This is a genomic window from Mesorhizobium sp. L-8-3 (assembly GCF_016756615.1).
Lineage (GTDB): Bacteria > Pseudomonadota > Alphaproteobacteria > Rhizobiales > Rhizobiaceae.
On record NZ_AP023262.1, the window covers coordinates 970,873 to 990,726 of the forward strand.

Annotated in this window: 19 protein-coding genes and 1 pseudogene; 15 read left to right on the top strand and 5 right to left on the bottom strand. The window is 65.9% G+C overall.

From position 1 onward, the window contains the following. Positions 1-154 precede the first annotated feature (154 nt). From JN302_RS04470 to JN302_RS04500, 7 genes are all read left to right on the top strand, one after another. Complete coding sequence (locus JN302_RS04470) at positions 155-349, top strand: hypothetical protein (RefSeq protein ID WP_202332020.1); 195 nt, start codon at positions 155-157, stop codon at positions 347-349. A 476-nt stretch (positions 350-825) separates the two neighbouring features. Next, positions 826-2,442 carry a peroxidase family protein gene (locus JN302_RS04475; RefSeq protein ID WP_202332022.1) on the top strand — a complete coding sequence of 539 codons (1,617 nt, stop codon included), beginning with the start codon at positions 826-828 and terminating at the stop codon, positions 2,440-2,442. A 107-nt stretch (positions 2,443-2,549) separates the two neighbouring features. Continuing rightward, positions 2,550-2,816, top strand: a complete 267-nt coding sequence (locus JN302_RS04480) for a DUF2277 domain-containing protein (protein WP_202332024.1) — start codon at positions 2,550-2,552, stop codon at positions 2,814-2,816. A 298-nt stretch (positions 2,817-3,114) separates the two neighbouring features. Continuing rightward, positions 3,115-4,101, top strand: coding sequence for a sulfate ABC transporter substrate-binding protein (locus tag JN302_RS04485; protein ID WP_202332026.1), 987 nt, complete (start codon positions 3,115-3,117; stop codon positions 4,099-4,101). Positions 4,102-4,176: 75 nt separating this feature from the next. After that, positions 4,177-4,998 (top strand): sulfate ABC transporter permease subunit CysT, encoded by an 822-nt coding sequence (gene cysT / locus JN302_RS04490; RefSeq protein ID WP_202332028.1) that lies wholly within the window; start codon positions 4,177-4,179, stop codon positions 4,996-4,998. A gap of 2 nt (positions 4,999-5,000) precedes the next feature. Next, positions 5,001-5,891 (top strand): sulfate ABC transporter permease subunit CysW, encoded by an 891-nt coding sequence (gene cysW / locus JN302_RS04495; protein ID WP_202310293.1) that lies wholly within the window; start codon positions 5,001-5,003, stop codon positions 5,889-5,891. Then, a complete protein-coding gene (locus JN302_RS04500; RefSeq protein ID WP_202332030.1) occupies positions 5,888-6,910 on the top strand; it encodes a sulfate/molybdate ABC transporter ATP-binding protein in 1,023 nt (340 codons plus the stop codon). Before cysW ends, JN302_RS04500 begins: the two co-directional genes overlap by 4 nt. Positions 6,911-6,929: 19 nt before the next feature. Here the strand turns inward: JN302_RS04500 and JN302_RS38940 are convergent. Further along, positions 6,930-7,135 (bottom strand): annotated as a pseudogene (locus tag JN302_RS38940) (NADH-quinone oxidoreductase subunit B family protein); the annotation flags it as partial. 359 nt (positions 7,136-7,494) lie between these two features. Here JN302_RS38940 and JN302_RS04505 point away from each other — a divergent pair. From JN302_RS04505 to JN302_RS04520, 4 genes are read left to right on the top strand one after another with little or no spacing between them, the layout of a single operon-like run. Continuing rightward, positions 7,495-7,941 (top strand): Csu type fimbrial protein, encoded by a 447-nt coding sequence (locus JN302_RS04505; RefSeq protein WP_244742958.1) that lies wholly within the window; start codon positions 7,495-7,497, stop codon positions 7,939-7,941. Between the two features lie 20 nt (positions 7,942-7,961). Beyond that, a complete protein-coding gene (locus tag JN302_RS04510; protein ID WP_202332032.1) occupies positions 7,962-8,681 on the top strand; it encodes a fimbrial biogenesis chaperone in 720 nt (239 codons plus the stop codon). Next, the gene (locus JN302_RS04515; RefSeq protein ID WP_202332034.1) at positions 8,653-11,088 is read left to right on the top strand and encodes a fimbria/pilus outer membrane usher protein; all 2,436 of its coding nucleotides are present in this window, start codon (positions 8,653-8,655) and stop codon (positions 11,086-11,088) included. Before JN302_RS04510 ends, JN302_RS04515 begins: the two co-directional genes overlap by 29 nt. 57 nt (positions 11,089-11,145) lie before the next feature. Further along, positions 11,146-12,066, top strand: a complete 921-nt coding sequence (locus tag JN302_RS04520; protein ID WP_202334187.1) for a Csu type fimbrial protein — start codon at positions 11,146-11,148, stop codon at positions 12,064-12,066. 234 nt (positions 12,067-12,300) lie between these two features. Here JN302_RS04520 and JN302_RS04525 read toward each other — a convergent pair whose 3' ends face one another. Further along, entirely contained in the window at positions 12,301-13,071 is a 771-nt protein-coding gene (locus JN302_RS04525) for a GntR family transcriptional regulator (RefSeq protein ID WP_202310298.1), read from the bottom strand. 181 nt (positions 13,072-13,252) lie between these two features. Here JN302_RS04525 and JN302_RS04530 point away from each other — a divergent pair, with 181 nt between their 5' ends. The 4 genes from JN302_RS04530 to kynU all read left to right on the top strand — a co-directional run bounded on the left by JN302_RS04530 (position 13,253) and on the right by kynU (position 17,280). Continuing rightward, a complete protein-coding gene (locus tag JN302_RS04530) occupies positions 13,253-14,239 on the top strand; it encodes an ABC transporter substrate-binding protein (protein WP_202332036.1) in 987 nt (328 codons plus the stop codon). A 66-nt stretch (positions 14,240-14,305) separates the two neighbouring features. Further along, complete coding sequence (locus JN302_RS04535; protein WP_202310300.1) at positions 14,306-15,088, top strand: ABC transporter ATP-binding protein; 783 nt, start codon at positions 14,306-14,308, stop codon at positions 15,086-15,088. Between the two features lie 2 nt (positions 15,089-15,090). Continuing rightward, the gene (locus JN302_RS04540) at positions 15,091-16,014 is read left to right on the top strand and encodes an ABC transporter permease (protein WP_202310301.1); all 924 of its coding nucleotides are present in this window, start codon (positions 15,091-15,093) and stop codon (positions 16,012-16,014) included. A gap of 18 nt (positions 16,015-16,032) precedes the next feature. Continuing rightward, complete coding sequence (gene kynU, locus JN302_RS04545) at positions 16,033-17,280, top strand: kynureninase (RefSeq protein WP_202332038.1); 1,248 nt, start codon at positions 16,033-16,035, stop codon at positions 17,278-17,280. A 99-nt stretch (positions 17,281-17,379) separates the two neighbouring features. Here the strand turns inward: kynU and JN302_RS04550 are convergent, their stop codons facing one another. The 3 genes from JN302_RS04550 to JN302_RS04560 all read right to left on the bottom strand — a co-directional run bounded on the left by JN302_RS04550 (position 17,380) and on the right by JN302_RS04560 (position 19,835). Then, positions 17,380-18,417 (bottom strand): AI-2E family transporter, encoded by a 1,038-nt coding sequence (locus JN302_RS04550; RefSeq protein WP_202332040.1) that lies wholly within the window; start codon positions 18,415-18,417, stop codon positions 17,380-17,382. Between the two features lie 161 nt (positions 18,418-18,578). Next, a complete protein-coding gene (locus JN302_RS04555) occupies positions 18,579-19,349 on the bottom strand; it encodes a hypothetical protein (RefSeq protein ID WP_202332042.1) in 771 nt (256 codons plus the stop codon). 81 nt (positions 19,350-19,430) lie between these two features. After that, entirely contained in the window at positions 19,431-19,835 is a 405-nt protein-coding gene (locus JN302_RS04560; protein ID WP_202332044.1) for a YciI family protein, read from the bottom strand. Positions 19,836-19,854 lie beyond the last annotated feature (19 nt).

The following is a 19,854-nucleotide window of genomic DNA, read 5'->3' on the forward strand; positions in this document are numbered from 1 at the left end:
GAGAGGTCGGCGGCGTTCCGGGACCACCGCCCCTGTTCCGCCGCAGCCGGACGTTTCGACGCATGGCCGACCCGTCGGAACAATGGCACTCGAGAGGCGTTGACCAAAGCGATCCACAACACGGAAAGGCCCTTCACCAGAAGAAACAGGATCAATGTCCAGCTTCCAGTATTTCTCACATTCGATCGACGAGCAGACGCTGTTCTGCACCGGCTGCGGCCGGTTCCTCTCCGACCTGCAGTCTACCCGGCGTTGGCGGGGCAACAAGGTCCATCCGACCTGCCTCGACAGTTCCAACGTCGCCGCCATCAGCCATATCGTACGGAACCGCGCGCACCGGTCGCGGTGAAGCCGACGGAACAGACGCGACGCCCGTCCCTCGCGAACGGCTTTGCGCGCGTGCCGATTGTCCGCGCGCCCCGGATGCTGTGGCGGGTTGATCAAAACGTGAATACGGCCCTTGTGAAATGCAGCAGGCCAAACCGGACGCCCTCCCCGGATTCGCCAAGACTTTCTCTTCTTGGTCCATCAATAAACATCCGAAATCGACTTCGGAGTGTTCGGTTCGGACTCGCGCTGACCGTTACTTGATATATTACGACGTCGAGGCTATACTTTCCTTGCAATGGATTGACATTTGAATTTCTTCATATGCTTCAGGAGAAACACTCCTGAATCCTGTATCTTGCCGTGCCCGACAATGGCGCTTCGAGGGGAGGGGCAGGGACCGCATCGGAATCCGGCCAGGGCTCGAACAGCAGGATGGATCGGAGCGGCAGCCAGGTGCCGGGCAATCAAGCCCGACACCCGGCCCAGGAGCTCGCCATGTCACTCAAGCCCACATCAGCAGCCCAGACCTCGCCGGCGGCGGTCTTCGCCGCCAAGGTCGCCAATCTCGAAGCCAAACCGGCCGCCAACGCCAATGCCGTGAAGGTGACGCCGGGACATGGCGTCGCCGGGCGCCACGCGACGCGGGCGCTGCTCGACATTCTGTCTGGCAACAAGGATCCGGGCATGTTCGGCCGGATGTTTCCCAAACTGGCGCCGCTCAACGTTCCGGATTCCAAGCTGGAGACGCTGTCGAAGGCCATGGTGGACAAGGACCCCACGGCCGAAACGGGCGACAACAAGCAAATCCCAAGGGGCTTCACCTTTTTCGGCCAGTTCGTGGACCACGACGTCACGCTGGATCTCACCTCATTGGGCGACAAGGAGAAGGACCCGCTCGGCATCGAGAATTTCCGCACGCCGGGGGTCGATCTCGATTGCGTCTATGGCCTCGGCCCGGACGGCAGCCCGCATCTTTATGCGCGCAACCCGGCCAACGGCAACAAGCCCGGTCCGAAGATGCTGATCGGCAAGAACATCACTGTTCCGTTCGGCAATGTCGTCGGCGACTTCCGCAACGACCTGCCCCGCAGCCCGGAAGGTTTCGCCCTCATCGGCGACCACCGCAACGACGAGAATCTGCTGATTGCACAGACGCACCTCGCGTTCCTCAAGTTCCACAACAAGGTCTGCGACATGCTTTCCGCCGGCGCCAATCCGCCGGCCGATATCTTCAGGGAAGCGCGCAGGATCGTAACCTGGCACTATCAGTGGATCGTGCTGCACGACTGGGTCGAACGGCTCGCCGGAAAGGGCACCGTCGCGAAGATCCTGCATGACGGCCGGAAGTTCTACCGCTTCAAGAAGGTGCCGTTCATGCCGGTGGAATTCTCGGCTGCCGCCTACCGTCTCGGACACAGCATGGTGCGACAGGGATACGGTCACAACAGGATTTTCCCCGGCACCCCGTTTCAGCTCTTCTTCGACTTCAGCGGGCTCTCCGGAGGCATCGTCGGCGACCTCGCGCCAAATCCTCCCATCGGTCAGATCCCGGTCGCGGCCCTGCCGAGCAACGGGATCATAGACTGGCGGCGCTTCTATGCGCTCGGCGACAGCGGAGGGGCAGCGGTCCCGATGAGCCCGTCGCGCAAGCTCGACACGCAGCTGGCCGAGGTCCTGCACGCGCTGCCCGGCGGCGGCGGCAACCTCGCCTTCCGCAACCTGAAGCGCGGCGTCAATCTCGGCCTGCCTTCCGGCCAGGACGTGGCAAAGCACATGCGGATGAAGGATCCGCTGACGCCGGATGAGATCGCGTCGGACAGCAACGGCTCCACTGATGGCGCGATCTGCAAACAACTGGGCCTGCATACGGCCACCCCGCTCTGGTACTACATTCTCAAGGAGGCCAAGGTCCGCCATGACGGGCTGCGCCTGGGGCCGCTCGGCTCGATCATCGTCGCGGAGGTCTTCGTCGGCCTCATCCATGGAGACCAGAACTCCTTCCTGTGGAAGGCCAAGAACTGGAAACCGACCCTGCCTTCGGCGAAACCCGGAGATTTCACGATGGTGGACATGCTCCGCTTCGTGAACGACATCAATCCGATCGGCGACTGAGGTCGACCCGTGGCCTGTCTCAGCGCCGCCGCAGCTGGCGGCGCTGTCATGCCGCCCAGAGTGATCTATACTGCACAGGCAACCGACGACGAGTTCGAGGCAGTTCCATGTGCAGAAACATACGCACGCTTTTCAACTTCGAGCCGCCGGCCACGGACGAGGAGATCCGTGCCGCGGCCCTGCAGTTCGTGCGCAAGCTGAGCGGCTTCAACAGGCCTTCGCGGGTCAACGAAGAGGCTTTCGACCGTGCGGTGGACGAAGTCGCGGCGGCAGCAAACCAGCTTCTCGACGCCCTGCAGACGGCAAGCGCGCCGCGCGACCGCGAGACGGAGGCGATCAAGGCCCGCGCCAGGGCGCGCGAGCGCTTCGCCTGACCTGCGATCGGCGGCTCATAATCCGAGGGACCTCAGTCGCCACCGCGCCCATCCGGAGCGCTTGGCCATCACGCCGCCAGGATACCGAAGATCCTCCGTCCTGCTTCCGTCGGGCCAGGAAGGACGTGGAGGGCCCGAAGCCGGATGCTCCCGGATATGTCGAAATCGGGAACCTCCATGTCGCTCAATTGAGGTAAAATTTTCCAACATGCTCGAAGCCGGCAGACGCCGATGCCTCGTTCGGACGGGCAGCGCATGGTTACTTCGCCGCGAAACGCTCAGACACGAAGGCACATCCATGAAACGCTTGCTTCTGATCGGCGTGGCCGCCGCCACGCTCTTTTCGGCCTCGCTGCCCGCCTTTGCCGCCGACAAGCTGCTCAACGCCTCCTACGACATCGCACGCGAGCTTTTCGTGCAGGTCAACGAGGCTTTCGTCGCCAAGCATCCCGGCGTGAGCATCGACCAGTCGCATGGCGGCTCTTCCAAGCAGGCACGCGCCATATTGGAGGGCCTGGAAGCCGACGTGGTGACCTTCAACCAGGTGACCGACATCGATGCGCTGGTGAAGGGCGGCTTCGTCTCGGACGACTGGAAGAGCGAGTTCCCCAACAATGCCTCGCCCTATTATTCGCTGCCCGCCTTCCTGGTGCATGCGGGCAATCCGAAAGGAATCAAGGACTGGGACGACCTTGTCCGCGACGACGTGAAGGTGATCTTCCCCAACCCCAAGACCTCGGGCAATGCGCGCTACACCTATCTGGCCGCCACGGCCTACGCCAAGGAAGCCTTCGCCAACGACGACGCCAAGGTGCGGGAGTTCATCGGGAAGCTGTTCACGAACGTGCCCGTCTTCGACACCGGCGGCCGCGCCGCCACCACGACCTTCGTCGAGCGCGAGATCGGCGACGTGCTGATCACCTTCGAGGCCGAGACCCGCGGCATCGCCAGGGAGTTCGGCGAGGACAAGTTCGACATCGTCGTGCCTTCCGTCAGCCTGCTCGCCGAGTTCCCGGTGGCGATCGTCGACAAGGTGGTCGACAAGCGCGGCTCGCGCGATCTCGCCAGGACCTATCTCGACTTCCTCTACACGCCCGAAGGCCAGAAGATCCTCGCCGAAAACGGCAACCGTCCCAACGACGCGTCCGTCGCGGCAGAGTTCAAGGATCAGTTCCCCGCAGTGCGGCTGGTCAAGGTCGAGGACGTGTTCGGCGGCTGGGACAAGATCCAGGAAGAGCATTTCAAGGCCGGAGCGACGCTCGACCAGCTCTACGGATCGCGTTGATATCGGGAACTTTCCGACGTTAGAGGCGTGGGCCGCCCGGATCGACCCCGCTTCGTTTCAAGAAGGCTTTCGCAAGTGGCACGTCGCGTCCTGCCGGGTTTTCCCCTGGCGCTCGGGATCACGCTCTTCTACGTCGCGATCATCGTCGTGTTGCCGCTGGGCGCGCTGGTGTTCAAGGCGGCGGGGCTGGGGCCGGCCGATTATTGGCGGATCGTATCGTCCCCCCGCGCCGTGGCCAGCTATCGCGTGACTGCGCTGTCGGCGCTTGCCGCCACCGTCTTCAACCTGTTCTTCGGCCTGGCGCTGGCCTGGGTGCTGGTGCGCTACCGTTTCCCCGGGCGCCGCATCGTCGACGCGCTGGTGGACCTGCCTTTCGCGCTGCCGACGGCGGTGGCCGGCATCGCGCTCACCACGCTCTTCGCCAGCAACGGCTGGTTCGGCTCGCTGCTGGCCGAGATCGGCATCAAGGTCGCCTACACGCCGCTCGGCATCATGGTCGCCATGTGCTTCACCAGCCTGCCCTTCATCGTGCGCACGGTGCAGCCGGTGCTCGAGGACCTCGATCCCGCGCTGGAAGAAGCGGCCCAGACACTCGGCGGCGGCGACCGGGCGATCCTTCTGCGCGTCCTCCTGCCCCTGCTCACCCCGGCGTTACTCGCCGGCCTTTCGCTTTCCTTCGCGCGCAGCCTGGGCGAGTTCGGCGCGATCATCTTCATCGCCGGCAACCAGCCGTTCGAGACCGAGATCACGGCGCTGCTCGCCTTCATCCGGCTCGAGGAATACGACTACCAGGCCGCGGCGGCGATCGCCTCGGTGCTGCTGGTCACCGCCTTCGCCATGCTCGCGGCCACCAACCTCATGCAGGCGCGCGCCCTTCGCTACACGAGGAAGAGCTGACCATGAAGCCGCATCGCAAGGGCCGCCCGCCCCGCGTGGGCGACACGCCGCGCGTGCGCCGCACGCTGATCGGGGTCGTCCTCTTCCTGACCGCGATCGTCATCGTGGCGCCGCTGCTGGTCATCGTCACCCAGGCCTTCTCGCAGGGCGCGGCCGTCTTCGCCGCGGCGATCATGCACCCCGACACGCTGCACGCCATCCTGCTTACAGTGGTCACGGCGCTGATCGCGGTGCCGGTCAACACCGCCTTCGGACTGGCGGCGGCCTGGGCGATCACCAAGTTCGACTTTCCGGGCCGGCGCCTGTTGCTGGTCGTGATCGAAATCCCGTTCTCGATCTCGCCGGTCGTGGCGGGCGTCGCCTATCTCTTCGTCTACGGCCTGCAGGGGCTGTTCGGGCCGGCGCTGCAGGAAGCCGACATCAAGATCCTGTTCGCGCTGCCGGGCATCGTGCTCGCCTCGATGTTCGTCACAGCGCCCTTCGTCGCGCGCGAGCTGATCCCGCTGATGCAGGCGCAAGGGCGCGATCTCGAGGAGGCGGCGACCTCGCTCGGCGCCTCCGGCTGGCGGACCTTCTTCTTTGTCACCTTGCCCAACATCCGCTGGGCGCTGCTTTACGGCGTAGTGCTGTGCAATGCCCGCGTAATGGGCGAATTCGGCGCCGTCTCGGTGGTGTCGGGCAACATTCGCGGCCAGACCAACACGCTGCCGCTGCATGTCGAGCTGCTCTATCACGACTATCAGACGGCAGGCGCCTTCGCCGCGGCCTCGATCCTCGCATTGCTCGCCGTGCTGACGCTCTTCGCCAAGGTGCTGCTCGAGCGCCGGGGAGCGGGCCGCGCCCGCCGGCCGGCGCTCGCCGCCCCGCAACCCGTACAGGAACAGACGCCGTGAAAATCCGCCTAGACAACGTCGTGAAGACCTTCGACACGTTCCGCGCGGTGCGCGGCGTCTCGCTCGACATCGGCAGCGGCGAGCTCGTCGCGCTGCTGGGTCCCTCCGGCTCGGGCAAGACGACGATATTGCGCATGGTCGCGGGCCTCGAATATGCCGAGGCCGGGCACATCTATTTCGGCGATCTCGACGCCACCGACATCCCGGTGCGCGACCGCGGCGTCGGCTTCGTGTTCCAGCATTATGCGCTTTTCCCGCACATGACCGTGGGCGAGAACATAGCCTTCGGCATGAAGGTCTCGAAGACGAAGCGCAGCCAGGCCGAGATCGACCGGCGCGTCGGCGAGCTGCTCGGACTGGTTCGGCTCGACGGGCTGGGCAACCGTTTCCCCGGCCAGATCTCCGGCGGCCAGAGACAGCGCGTCGCGCTTGCGCGCGCGCTCGCCGTCGACCCCAAGGTGCTGCTGCTCGACGAACCCTTCGGCGCGCTCGACGCCAATGTGCGGCGCGACCTGCGCCGGTGGCTGCGCAGCATCCACGAGGAGCTCGGCATCACAACGCTGTTCGTGACCCACGACAAGGAGGAGGCGATGGATCTCGCCGACCGCCTTGTCATCCTCAACGAGGGCAAGGTGGTGCAAGAGGGAACGACGGAAGAAATCTGCCGGTCGCCCAACTCGGCCTTCGTCATGAACTTCCTCGGCGACGCCAACCGGCTCGCGGTCACCGTCACGGGCGGCGCGGCCGATCTCGACGGGACCAGGATCGCCGCACCCGGCGTGCCGGACGGGGAAGCCGAGCTGTTCCTCTCGCCGAACGACCTCGACTGGCAGCCCGGCGGCGCGGGCATTCCGGCGACCATCCTGCGGGTCATGGACCGCATGCAGGCGCGGCGCGTGGTGGCCGTGTCGGCAGGTGGCCGCACGCTCGAATTCGACGTGCCGCCCGAAACGTCGGTCAGGGCCGGCGAACGCGGACATGTGGCGATCCGCAACGCACGGGTGTTCGCGGCCGGCTAGCCAGGTTTGCCGTCTGGTATCAGCGCTCGATCGTGCCGGACCGCCGCATCTTCTTCTGGCAGCAGTAGCACTGCACAAAACAGCGCGTCGGCGGGCAACCGGGGACATAGACATCGACCGGAAGCAGGCGGTCGCAGCCGTGCACCACCGCATAGGAATAGTGATAGCAGCCGCCGCCGTTGGCGGATGAGCCCGTGAGATGACGTAGCGCGGCATGGCGAACTGCATCATCGCGATCCCGCAATAAGCCAGGAGCGCGAAACCATAGAGATCAAGGGCAAAGGGCGGATGAACCCCTGGACGCTGGTCGCGCGCAGGTTGTCCTGAACTCGGCAAATGCCCGGCACGATTCGGAATCTGGATCGCAAACAAATATAACTTGGGCGCTCAAGTATCACTCATCATGTTTGCATGCATCCCGTATACAGAAGACAATTTTACAACCTTATCTCCTGATGGTAATTTTGATTCGGGGCTTGTGAACTCGATCTTGGCTGGAAGCTGTTTCGGCTGACAGACTAACAGCAGGTGCGTGCATGATACGACGCGCATTCCTACATGTTTGCTTTCTCGCTCTTCCGGCGATGTTCGACAGCAATGCCTTTGGGCAGACCGCCACCACCCAGTTCAACGTCACGATCACCATAACCTCATCCTGCCAGATCAACTCGGCGTCCAACATGGACTTCGGGTCGACCGGTGTGATCAGCGCGGCGATACCGGCCACCGGCACCATAGCCGTGCAATGCACCAATGGAACGCCCTATACGGTCGGACTGAACAACGGGGCGACCGCAGGCGGCACGATCGCCGTGCGCAAGATGGCCGGGCCGAGCGCGCAGACGGTGGACTATTCGCTCTACAAGGAGGCCGGCCACACCAACGTCTGGGGCGATACGGGCGCCGACCTCGTCTCCGGCACCGGCGACGGTTCCGCGCAGAACTATACCGTCTACGGTCAGGTGCCCGTGCAGCCGACCCCTGGCGCAGGAACGTACAACGACACGATCACGGTCACCGTCACCTACTGACGGCCACATCGGAGGAAAGCATGATTCGGTCATTCGCCCGGGCCGTCGCCGGCCTGGCCGTGACGCTGCTTGCCGTTTCCGCGCATGCAGCTTCGCTGCGCGTCGCTCCGGTGATGCTCGACATCAAGGCGCCGACGGCCACTTCGAGCATTCGCGTCTGGAACGATTCCAAGCGGCCGCTCAACGTCCAGATCCGTATCTTCCGCTGGACTCAGCGGGACGGACAGGACGTCTACGAAGCGGCCGACACGGTTGCGGTCAGCCCGCCCATGACCACGCTGCGGCCCGGCGGCGAGAACCTGGTGCGGGTGGTCCGGACCTCGAAACGCCAGGTCCAGGCGGAGGAGAGCTACCGCCTCATCGTCGACGAACTGCCCGACGCCAGGCGTCGCAAGGACGGCACGGTGGTGCTCGTGGTGCGCCACTCCATCCCGGTCTTCTTCACGCCGGCGGGCGCAGACGGGGCGGATGCCTCGTGGACGGTCGAGCGCAAGAAAGGCGGTTATGTCGTCACGGTGCGCAACGACGGCGCAACGCGGCTCAGGGTTTCGAACCTCATGCTCGGCAATCGCGGCGGCCCTTCGGCGCGCCGCGACGGGCTGGTCGGCTACGTGCTGGGAAACTCCACGGTGCGCTGGTTCGTCCCCGGCGGCGGCCGTTCGGCCGGCAGCGCACTGAAAGTGAGCGCGGAGAGCGAATCCGGACGTTTCGATGCGACGGCTCGTCTCAGGGGCGGCTAGCATCCTGCTCTCGACAGCCATGACGGTTCCCGCGCTGCGCGGCATGGATGCCATTGCGGAGGCGTTTGCCGCCACGGCCAGCGGCACGGAAGCGGCCGCACCCGATGGCCCGCGCGAGCTTCAGCTCGAAGTGTTCATCGACGGCGAGCCGACCGGGTGGATCGCGGCGTTCCGGCGCGACGCCGACGGAAGGCTTTCGATCGAGCCCTATCAGTTGCGCAATGTCGGCATCGAGCCGATCGACGCGGCGACGCGGCCGGACGGCCGCATCGACATCGGCGCATTGCCGGATGTCTCCTACGAATATGACGAGGCCGGCCAGGCGATCCGTTTCATCGTCGGGTTCGACGCGCGGTCGGCCCGCATCATCGAGGCCCAAGAATCCGACGCCGAAACGCCGCAGACCAAACCCCAAAGCAGCTACGGCGCGCTCGCCAACTACACGCTCTACGCCAGCACCGGCGGCAAGGAGATCGATGATCTGTGGGCTTTCAACGGCGTGTCCGGCTGGCTCGAGGGGCGCCTGTTCAGCCCGTTCGGCGTGTTCAGCTCCTCCTATGTGGCCACCAGCGCGCCGAACGAGATCTACAGCTCGACGCGGCTCGACACGACATGGTCCTATTCGAGCCGCGGCCTGCTCACCACCATCAGCGCCGGCGACGTCATCAATGGCGGGCTGAGCTGGACGCGACCGGTGCGCCTCGGCGGACTGCAGGTCCGCCGCAATTTCGGCCTGCGGCCCGATCTCGTCACCATACCGCTGCCCGAACTGTCGGGATCGGCAGCCGTGCCCTCGACGGTCGACGTCTATGTCAACAATGCGCGCCGGCTATCGCAAGACGTTCCGGCCGGCCCGTTCCAGATCACCGACTTGCCGATCGTGACCGGCAGCGGCACGGCCCGCGTGGTCGTCCGCGACGCACTCGGGCGTGAGACGGTGTCGGAAACGCCCTTCTTCGCCTCGGCCGAACTGCTGGCCCCGGGATTGTGGGATTATTCGGCCGAGGCCGGCTTCGCGCGCCGGCTCTACGGGGTCGAATCCAACGACTACGATTCCAGCCTGATGGCGTCGGGCACGGCGCGCTTCGGGCTTGACGACTGGATGACGCTGGAAGCGCATGCGGAAGGCGGCGGCGGGCTGGTGAACGGCGGCGCCGGCGCGGTGTTCGGCCTCGGCCGCTTCGGCGTCGGCTCGTTCTCGGCTACGGCGAGCAGCTTCGAGGGCGGGACCGGCTATCAGCTCGGCGGCAGCGTCGAGCTGCAGCTGTGGACCATGCGGCTCTACGCGCGCGTCCAACGGGCATTCGGCGACTACACCGACATTGCCGCGGTCACGGCCGATCTCGGAGAGCCCGCCACCCCGGAGTTCGACTTCACCACCGTCGCACCGCCGCGCGCGCTCGACCAGGTCTCGCTTTCCGTGCCGCTGTCCTTCGACCCGGCGACGCTCAACTTCAGCTTCACCCGGATCGAGACGATGGAGGACGACCGGGCGCGCATCCTGAGCTTTCTCGTCAACCGGCCGATCGGCAGCCGCGCGAGCTTGTTCGCCACGGCCTTCACCGACCTCGACGACGGCGATTCCTTCGGCCTGTTCGCCGGCCTGTCGGTCCAGTTCGGCAACGGCATCGACGGTTCGGCCGGCGTTTCGTCCGATTCCGAAGGCACCAGCGTCGTCACGGACCTCGTCAGATCCGGCGATGCCTCCATCGGCAGCCTGAGCTGGCGATTGCGGGAAGGTGAAGGCGCCCACACCAACCGCGCCGCCGCCGCGGCCTATCGCGCGCCCGTCGCACGGCTGGCGGCCGGCGTCGAACAGTATGACGGCGACTACCGGGTGACCGGCCAGGTCGACGGCGCCGTCGTGCTGGCCGGCGGCGACATCTTCCTGAGCAACCGCATCGATGACGCCTTCACCGTGGTCGACACGGGCGCTCCCGGCGTCGACGTGGAGTTGGAGAACCGCCCCGCCGGCCGCACCAACCGCAACGGCAAGCTGCTGGTCACGGGCCTGCGCTCCTACGAGCGGAACCAGATCTCCATCGATCCCGCCAATCTGCCCGTCGACGCGGTCGTCGACGGCACACGCGAAACGACGATGCCGGCCGACCGGAGCGGCACCGTCGTCAAATTCGGCGTCGACAGGAATTCCGACGCTGCGCTGATAACCCTCCGCGACGAAGCGGGGGAGTTCGTGGAGGCGGGCGCGGCCGGGACGATCGACGGCGCCGGACAGGAATTCGTCGTCGGCTATGACGGCCAGGCCTTCGTCGCCGGGCTCGGTCCGCGCAACAGGGTCACGATCGACCAGCCCACACGCGGCCGCTGCGCAGCGGAGTTCGGCTTCGCCAGACAACCCGGCAAGCAGGTTTCCATTCCCGATGTCGTCTGCCGCTCGATCCAATGAGGTCCAACGATGATGCTCCGCCCGTCCGTTTTCTTCGGTCTCGCGCTCTGCGGTCTCATGCTCCCTGGCGTGCGTCCGTCGGCAGCCCAGAGTTGCTCCTTCACCGTGTCCGACATCAATTTCGGCACCGTCGACACGCTGGCGGGCGCGGCGGTCGACATGACGGGCAGCGTCGACATCTCCTGCGGCAACACCGGATTGGTCAACCTCCAATACATCGTCTGCCTCAACATCAATGCGGGCTCCGGAGGGACGATCTCAGGCGTCCGCCAGGCGCGCAACCCGGCGAACGCGCCGCTCGCCCTCGGTCTCTACCAGGATGCGTCCCGTACAACGCCCTGGGGCTCGCGCGAACAGCCTGCTCTCGGCAACCCCGTGGAGGTGCTTTTGCTGGTTCTGCCGCTCACCAACGGGACGGCGAGCCGGACGATCTATGCGCGGGTGGCCGGCGGCCAGCAGAGCGCCGCGACCGGCCTTTACACGTCGACCTTCGCGGGGGCCGAGATCAGCTTCAACTGGCAGACCTATGTGCTGCTTCCGCCCGCCTGCAGCGCGGTCACCGCCAACCCGACCCGACCGACCTTCACGGTGCGGGCCAACGTGCCGGCGAACTGCCTCGTCACCGCCCAGAACATCGATTTCGGCAATCACGGGGTGCTAAGCAGCCAGGTCGACGCCGCCGGCGGGCTCGGCGTGACCTGCACCCAGGGCACTGCCTATACTGTCGGCCTCAACAACGGCGTCACCGGCACCGGCCCCATGGCGCGGCGTATGACGAAGGGCGCGGAGGCCGTGGTCTACGGCCTTTACAAGGACACCGGCCGCACCCAGCCCTGGGGCAATTCGGGCGGCGAGCTGGTCCCGGGAACCGGGTCTGGCGCCACGCAGAACCTTCCCGTCTATGGCCGCGTGCCGGCCCAGACGACTCCATCTCCGGGAACCTACACCGACACGGTGGTCGTGACCGTCACCTATTGAGCAGCCAGCCAGGCGCCTTCTCGGCAAGACGCTTGAACGCCATGGCCTTGGTCAGCATATCATCATCGATGGCGGCCAGCCGAACGGCGACGCATGGAGATGATTCACACGATATGCAGGCAGGCCAGGTTCGCCTCCGGCAAACCGCCGGATCCGGAGAAGCGCTGAAACCAGGACGGCCGCCAGAGGCGCCAGATATTCCTGCCCGGAATGATCGTCCAGAGGGATAGCTTGCTATTCGGCTGCGGGACGCGACTTCAGCCCGCCGGCGGGCGCCTGCCCGGCATCGTCCGCGCTATGGACATAGACATGCATGGTGTAGCCGATATGAGCGGCCATGAGAGTTTTGGCCCGTTCGATGTCGCGGTCGAGCGCGGCCTTCATCAATTCGGTATGGCTGTCGATGGCCATGGCCTCGCGCAAGGCGGCGACGGCGGCCTCGTAGCCGTGCTTCATGCCAGCCGCCGCACGCAATGTCGGCGACAGGCCCAGGAAGCGGTGATGGCGGCGCAACTGGTCGGCGATGGTCGACCGGAAGCGGAGCAGCCAGCTCGACGTCGCCGCACTCAGCAAAGCCGCATGGAAGGCCTCGTGCTTCTCGTCCCATTCGTCCACCGCCTCGTCCGAAGGGTCGTCGACCGCGATCTTGCAGCGCGACAGCCGATAGTGGGCGGTGACGACGGCGGCCTCCCAGTCGCTGTCGCCCTTCTCGATCGATTCCGCCAGCAGCGGCAGCTCGACCACCATGCGCGCCCGTGCCAGGTCCTCGAGTTCCTCCCGCGACACCGGGGCCACGGTGAAGCCGCGATTGCTGATGGCGGTGACCAGACGCTCGGCCTCCAGCCGGGAAAGCGCCTCGCGCAGCGGCGTCCAGCCGAGACCGTAGGCGCTGCGCAGCGCGCTGAGCTTGAGCGGGGCGCCAGGCATGAGCCGCGTCGTCAGGATGTCGCGGCGCAGCAGCCGATAGGCCGCTTCCGTCTTCGAGGAGTGCTCGTCGTCCTGCATCGTCGTCTTCACTGGCAAGGTCTGGCACCGGTAAAGGCTGGCCGATGCCATGATTATATATCATGCGGCCGGATGACAAGAATTATATATAATCTTGACATCACTCTGCCGGGCTGCGCATGATCTCCCCCAAGCGGCCGCCTTGGAGAGCGGCGCGTTCTCGAATTTTTGGGAGGAATTGATGAGAAAGCTGAAATCCGGCCTGCTGTCGGGCCTGCTGCTCGCCGGCGCGCTGGCCGCGGGCATCGGCGCCGCGATGGCCGATCCGATCAAGATCGGCATTGCCAATTTCGGCGAGCACCCGCAGCTCAACGCCTCGATCGCCGGGTTCAAGAAGGCGCTGGCCGATGCCGGCTATGTCGAGGGCAAGGACGTCGTCTACAGCGAGAGCCACACCAATTTCGACGCCTCGCTGGTGCCGCAGATGATCGCCAAGCTCCAGGCCGAGCAGCCGACACTGGTGTATACGGTGACCACGCCGGTGTCGCAGATCGCCAAGAAGGCGCTCGCTGGCTCGGGCATACCGATCGTGTTCACGGCAGTCACCGATCCGGTCGCGGCCAAGCTGGTGCCTTCCTGGGATTCCGGTGACGACGGCATGACCGGCGCCTCCGACCTGCAGGACATCGCCGCGGTGATGGAGTTCACCAGGAAGCTGCTGCCCGACGCCAAGCGGTTCGGTGTGCCCTACAATCCGGGCGAAGCCAATGACGTGGCCCTGGTCGAGAAAATCAAGGAATTGGCGCCCGCCGCCGGCTTCGAAGTGGTGGCCGTCGGCGTCGACAACGTCAACGACATCCAGCAGCGCATCGCTTCCTTCGCGGGCAAGGCGGACGTGATCTACACGCCGGCATCGAACCTGCTGCAGCCGGCGATCGCCGCCGTCTCGGCAGCCGCGCGGCAGGCCGGCATCCCGATCGTCAACTCCGACGATGGCGCGGTGCGCGACGGCGTCGTCCCGGCGAGCTTCGCCGTGAATTACGAGCAGGTCGGCATCAATGGCGGCAAGATCGCGGCAGAGATCCTCAAGGGCAAGGACCCCAAGACGATCGCGCCCTCGCGTCCGGCCTATGCCGACCATGCGCCAACGATCTCCAGGAAGACCATGGCGGCCTTCGGCGTCGAGATCCCGGAATCGCTGGCCGATTGCGGCTGCATCGTCGACTGACATTTTCCGCTTCGTCGAAACGGGCGGCGGCGCGTAACCGCGCCGCCGCCTTTCCGGGAGGGACGGATGCTCGAAATCCGATCTGCACGCAAAGTCTTCTACAAGGGCCAACCGGACGAAAAGATCGCGCTCGACGGCCTCGACCTGTCGCTGTCCACCGGCGAGTTCGGCGTCGTCATCGGCTCGAACGGAGCCGGCAAGAGCAGCATGCTCAACGCAGTCTCCGGAGCGCTGGTGCTGGATTCCGGCAAGATCGTCATCAATGGCGACGACGTGACCGAGATGCCGGTGCACAGGCGCGCCATGCGGCTCGCCCGCGTGTTCCAGGACCCCATGCGGGGCACGGCCGCCAGCATGACGGTGGCCGAGAACATGCTGCTCGCCGAGTTGCGCAGCAAGAAACGCACGCTGCGCCAGGGGCTCAACGCCAGACGCCTCGCCGACTACAAGGAGCGGCTTTCGCTGCTGGGGCTCGGGCTCGAGAACCGGCTCAACACCCGAGTCGAACTGCTTTCGGGCGGCCAGCGCCAGTCGCTGTCGCTGATCATGGCGGTCGGCGGCTCGCCCGAATTGCTGCTGCTTGACGAGCATACCGCCGCTCTCGACCCGCGCACGGCCGACATCGTCATGCAGGCCACCGTGCGCGCCGTGGAAGCGCTGAAGCTCACAACGCTGATGGTGACCCACAATATGCAGCACGCCGTCGATTTCGGGCACAGCGTCATCATGCTCGACGCCGGCAAGGTCCGCCTCGAGATATCTGGCGAGGAAAAGTCCCAAATCACCGTGCCCGATCTCATCGGCCATTTCGCGGTCAAGACCGACCGCATGCTGCTCGCGAGCCAGTGACCATGGATTTCATCCAGTCGATTCTGTCGAGCTTTGTCTCGCTCATCCCCGTCACGCTGGCGCAGAGCCTGATCCTCGCCTTCGTCGTGCTCGGCATCATGATCCCGTTTCGCACGCTCAACTTCCCCGACCTCACCAGCGAGGGCGCCTTCCCGCTGGGCGGCTGCGTGTGCGGCGTGCTGCTCGCCGCTGGCGCCTCGCCGCTGACGGCGATCGCGGTCGCGCTGATCGCCGGCTTCCTTGCCGGCTGCTGCACGGCCTTCATCCATCTGCGCTTCCGCATCCACACGCTGCTGGCCGGCATCCTGATGATGACGATGCTCTACAGCATCAACCTGCGCATCATGGGCAAGTCGAACCTGTCGGTGTTCGGCGCGCCGACGGTCTTCGACTGGGCGCCTTTCACCCAGCCCGGCTTCCCGGCGAGCAAGATCGTGGTCGCCGGCCTGATCGGCCTCGTCGTCTTCGTTCTGCTCAACCTGTTCTTCAAGACCGAGAAAGGCACTGCGATCCGCGCCGTCGGCGCCAACCCCGACATGGCCGAGGCGCAGGGCATCAATGTCTGGGTCGCCACGATCGGCGGCGTGGGTCTCGCCAGCGCCTTTTCGGCGACGTCAGGCGCGCTGATGGTGCAATCGCAGGGCTTCGCCGACGTCAATATGGGCCTCGGCATCCTGATCAACGGCCTGGCCGCGCTGATGATCGGCGAAGCCATCGTCGGCAAGCAGACGGTGCTGCGCCAGCTGGCCGCGCCCTTCGTCGGCGCGATCGTCTATTACCAGCTCGTCTCGCTCTGCCTCGCCGCCGGCATGCCGCCCCCGGACCTGAAGCTCGCCACCGGCCTGTTCGTGCTCGCCATGCTGGCGCTACCCAGCCTGCGCCGCAGCCGCGGGCCTGCGCCCGCCCGCGAAACCGTCCGTGAGTAAGAGAGGCCTGCCCGCATCATGAACGCTCTACCCGATCTCGCCGCGATCGAGGCGATGGACGAAGCGGACCGGCTGCGGCCGATGCGCGACCGCTTCGTCGTTCCCGAAGGGCTGATCTATCTCGACGGCAACTCGCTGGGCGCGGCCTCGCCGGCCGCCTTCGCCGAGCTGCAGCGGGCCGCAGCCCAGGAATGGGGTCAGGACCTGATCCGTAGCTGGAACAAGGCGGGCTGGTTCGACATGCCCATACAGCTCGGCGACCGGATCGGCCGCCTGATCGGCGCCGCGCCCGGCCAGACGGTCGTGTGCGACACCACCTCGATCAACATCTACAAGGCGCTGCACGCGGCGATGGGGCTGCGCCCCGGTCGCTCGGTCATCGTGGCCGAAGCCAGCAGCTTCCCGACCGACCTGTATGTCGCGGAAGGCGTGGCCTCGACACGGCCGGATGCGGTGCTGAGGCTCGAAGGCGTCGACGCGCCCGATATCGAGGAGCTGATCGACGAGACTGTCGCGGTCGTGCTGGTCAACCATGTCAACTACAAGTCCGGCGCCCTGCGCGACATGGCCGCGCTGACCAACAAGGCCCAAGATGCCGGCGCGCTCGTCGTCTGGGACCTGTGCCATACCGCCGGCGCGCTGCCGGTCGACCTCGACGGCGCCAAGGCCGATTTCGCCGTGGGCTGCACCTACAAATATCTGAACGGCGGGCCCGGCTCGCCTGCCTTCATCTATGTCGCTACGCGCCATCTCGGCGAGGCGCGCCAGCCGCTCAGCGGCTGGTGGGGCCATGCGCGGCCCTTCGCCTTCGAGCAGCGCTATGCAGCCGACGCCGGCATCCGCCGCTTCCAATGCGGCACGCAGCCGGTGCTGTCGCTGCGCGCGCTCAAAGGCGCGCTCGACATCTGGGACGAGGTCGACATGGCGGCGGTGCGTGCGAAGAGCATGGCGCTTACCGACCTCTTCATCCAGCTCGTGGAAGCGAAATGCGGCAGCCACGGTCTGAGGCTCGAAAGCCCGCGCGACGGGACCAGGCGCGGCAGCCAGGTGTCCTTCGAACATCCTCATGCCTATGAGGTGATGCAGGCCTTGATCGAACGCGGCGTGATCGGCGATTTCCGCGCGCCCTCGACCATGCGCTTCGGCTTCACGCCCCTTTATATCGGCTTCAAGGATGTGTGGCGGGCGGTCGAGATCATGGAAGAGATCCTGCGTAGCGGCGCATGGAAGGACGAGCGCTTCGCCGTTCGCGCAGCTGTGACCTGACAACCGGCCTGGCGTGGGCCACGCTGTCGCGCGCTCCAACGGTCGACAAGATCGACCGTTGGTAAGGGTGGCCTCAATCGCCGGCGCGGCTGCGTGACGTCAGCGCAGGACATGCTCTTCCGAGAAAAGCTGCCAGACGACGACGAACAGCGCCGCGATCGCGGGGCCGAGCACGAAGCCGCTGAGGCCCAGAACGCCCAGGCCGCCGATGGTGGAGACGAGCACGAGATAGTCGGGCATGCTCGCCTGCCGGCCGACCACCACCGGCCGCAGCAGGTTGTCGGCCATGCTGATCACGAGCACGCCGTATGCCAGCAGGATCACGCCCTTGATCCAGGCTCCGCCGGCCATCAGGATCAGGGCGGCCGGCACCCACACAAGCGCCGAGCCGACTGCCGGAACGACCGAAACCAACGCCATCACCGCGCCCCAGAAGACGGATCCGCCGATCCCCAGTATCGCGAAGATCGTGCCACCGAGCGCGCCCTGGACCAGGCCGATGATGGCCGTTCCCTTCAGCGTGGCGATCGACACTTCGGCGAATTTGCCGAACAGGCGCTGTTTCTGATCGTCCGGGAGGGGCACCGCCTGGAATATGGCGCGGTAGATGCCGTCGCCGTCGCGGAAAATGAAGAACAGCAGATAAAGCGTCAGGAAGAAGTTGATCACGAAGGCTGCCGCGTTCTGGCCGGCGCCGAGCAGCAGGGACAGCACGAATTCGCCGCCGCGCAGAACCGCGGCCTGAAGCCGCTCCGTGATGCTGCCGAGATCGATCCCGACACCGGTCAGCCAGTGGTCGATCTCGGGCAGAAGCAGGCCTTGCAGCCGGCGGAATGTCGCATTGGGATCGACTTCGCCGCTCTGGATGCGGGCATAGAACGACGCGCCCTCGGCGAGAATCATCGAGCCAAGGACGAAAATCGGGATCAGGACGAAGACGATGATCAACAGCACCGTCAGGGCCGCGGCGATGCCGTGGCGCCCGGACAGCCGGGTCTCCATCCATTTCATCACCGGGCGGAACAGCACGCCGAGCACGACGGCCCAGAATATGGCCTGCCATACGACCGTCAGGATGAACGCGAAGGCGACCGTCGCGCCGGTCGCCAGCAGAATCAGGACGGCGTTGCGGTTCACGGGCCTTCCTTCATGGCCGACGGCGCGGCATCCCGGCCCTTCCTTGGGGGTGAGTGCGCCCGGCTTTCGCTTCATCCATCAACACTTCGCCGACGCCGAATGTCCAGAAGAATCATACGGGACCCCGGATGGCCTGGGAGGCGCCGAACGGCCGGCCGCCGTCACAACGAGAGCGGCAGCTCCAGCCAGTCGGCATAGATCCTGTCGCGGTGTTCGAGCAGGATGGAATCGAGTGCCGCCTCGGTCGCGGCGTCGCGCGTCTCGAAGACTTTCCGGGTCACGGGATCCATAGCGCATTGCGCTTCGGGCAACGGCACGAACATGCCCATGAAGGCCGCGCCGTACACATCCACCGCGGTCAAGGCATTGCCCAGGTAGAAGGGGCTCCCTGCGTCGCGCTGCACCTTCAGACGCGACGCGAGCATGCCGAGCAGCTCGACGACACGGCCGCCCGCGGCCGCGCCGGTCTCGGGCCTGTGGCCGTATTTCCTGCCGAGATATTTTGCAACGGGCGCCGGAAAGCCGCCGGCCTGTGCCAGGCCCATATGCACCAGTTGCAGGCGGCGCGACCAGCCGAGGCCGCCCTCGCCGCAGATCTCATGGGCGAGGCCGAAGGCAAGGGCACGATCGGCTGGATCCCGCGGCAGCAATGGCGGCTCGGGCGCGAGACGTTCGGCCAGGAGCAGGATGTCGTCCCAGCGGTCGCGGGGCCGTTCGCCCTCATAGATCGCCACCGGGCCGCTGCGCTGCCCTGCCCACTCCTTCAGGGTCTCGCTGTCATAGGCCAGCCGCACCGCAGTCCAGTCAATGCCCTTGACGTGCAGGATGCCCTTGGCCGCTTCACCCCAGGGGCTGGGGATGCCGCTGACCACCACCATGCGCAAGCCGCCGCGGCCGATCGCCTCTTCCACGCTCACATAGTCGAATGCCATTTTCGCTCCTGCAGGCTTGCTTCAGTGAGCATGCACAGTTCCACACCGGCGGGCAGAAAGGCAAGCGACGGGGCGAGACCCTCACTCCGGTTCGCCGATGCCTTCGGGTTTGGGACGCGCCTCGCCGGTGACGCTGTGGGTGTGCTCGAGCGCCGGCCTGACTTCGATCGATCCCATGGCGGCCATAGGGCTCCGCGCGGCGAGGCTTATGGCCTCGTTGAGATCGCGCGCCTCGACGAGGAAGAAGCCGCCGAGGAACTCCTTGGTTTCGACATAGGGCCCGTCGGTGCTCGACATCCTGCCGTTGCGCACACGCACAACCGCCGCCGTGCCCGGCGGTTGCAACGGCTGGGCCAGGACGAGATGGCCGCGCCGCCTCAAGTCCCAGTCGAATTCGATGGAATCGTCGACGAGCTTGTTGCCCTCTTCGGGTGACAGGGCGGCCATGGCCTCGCCGTCGACATGGACCAGGCAGACATATTTCATCACAGACCTCCATGTTTTG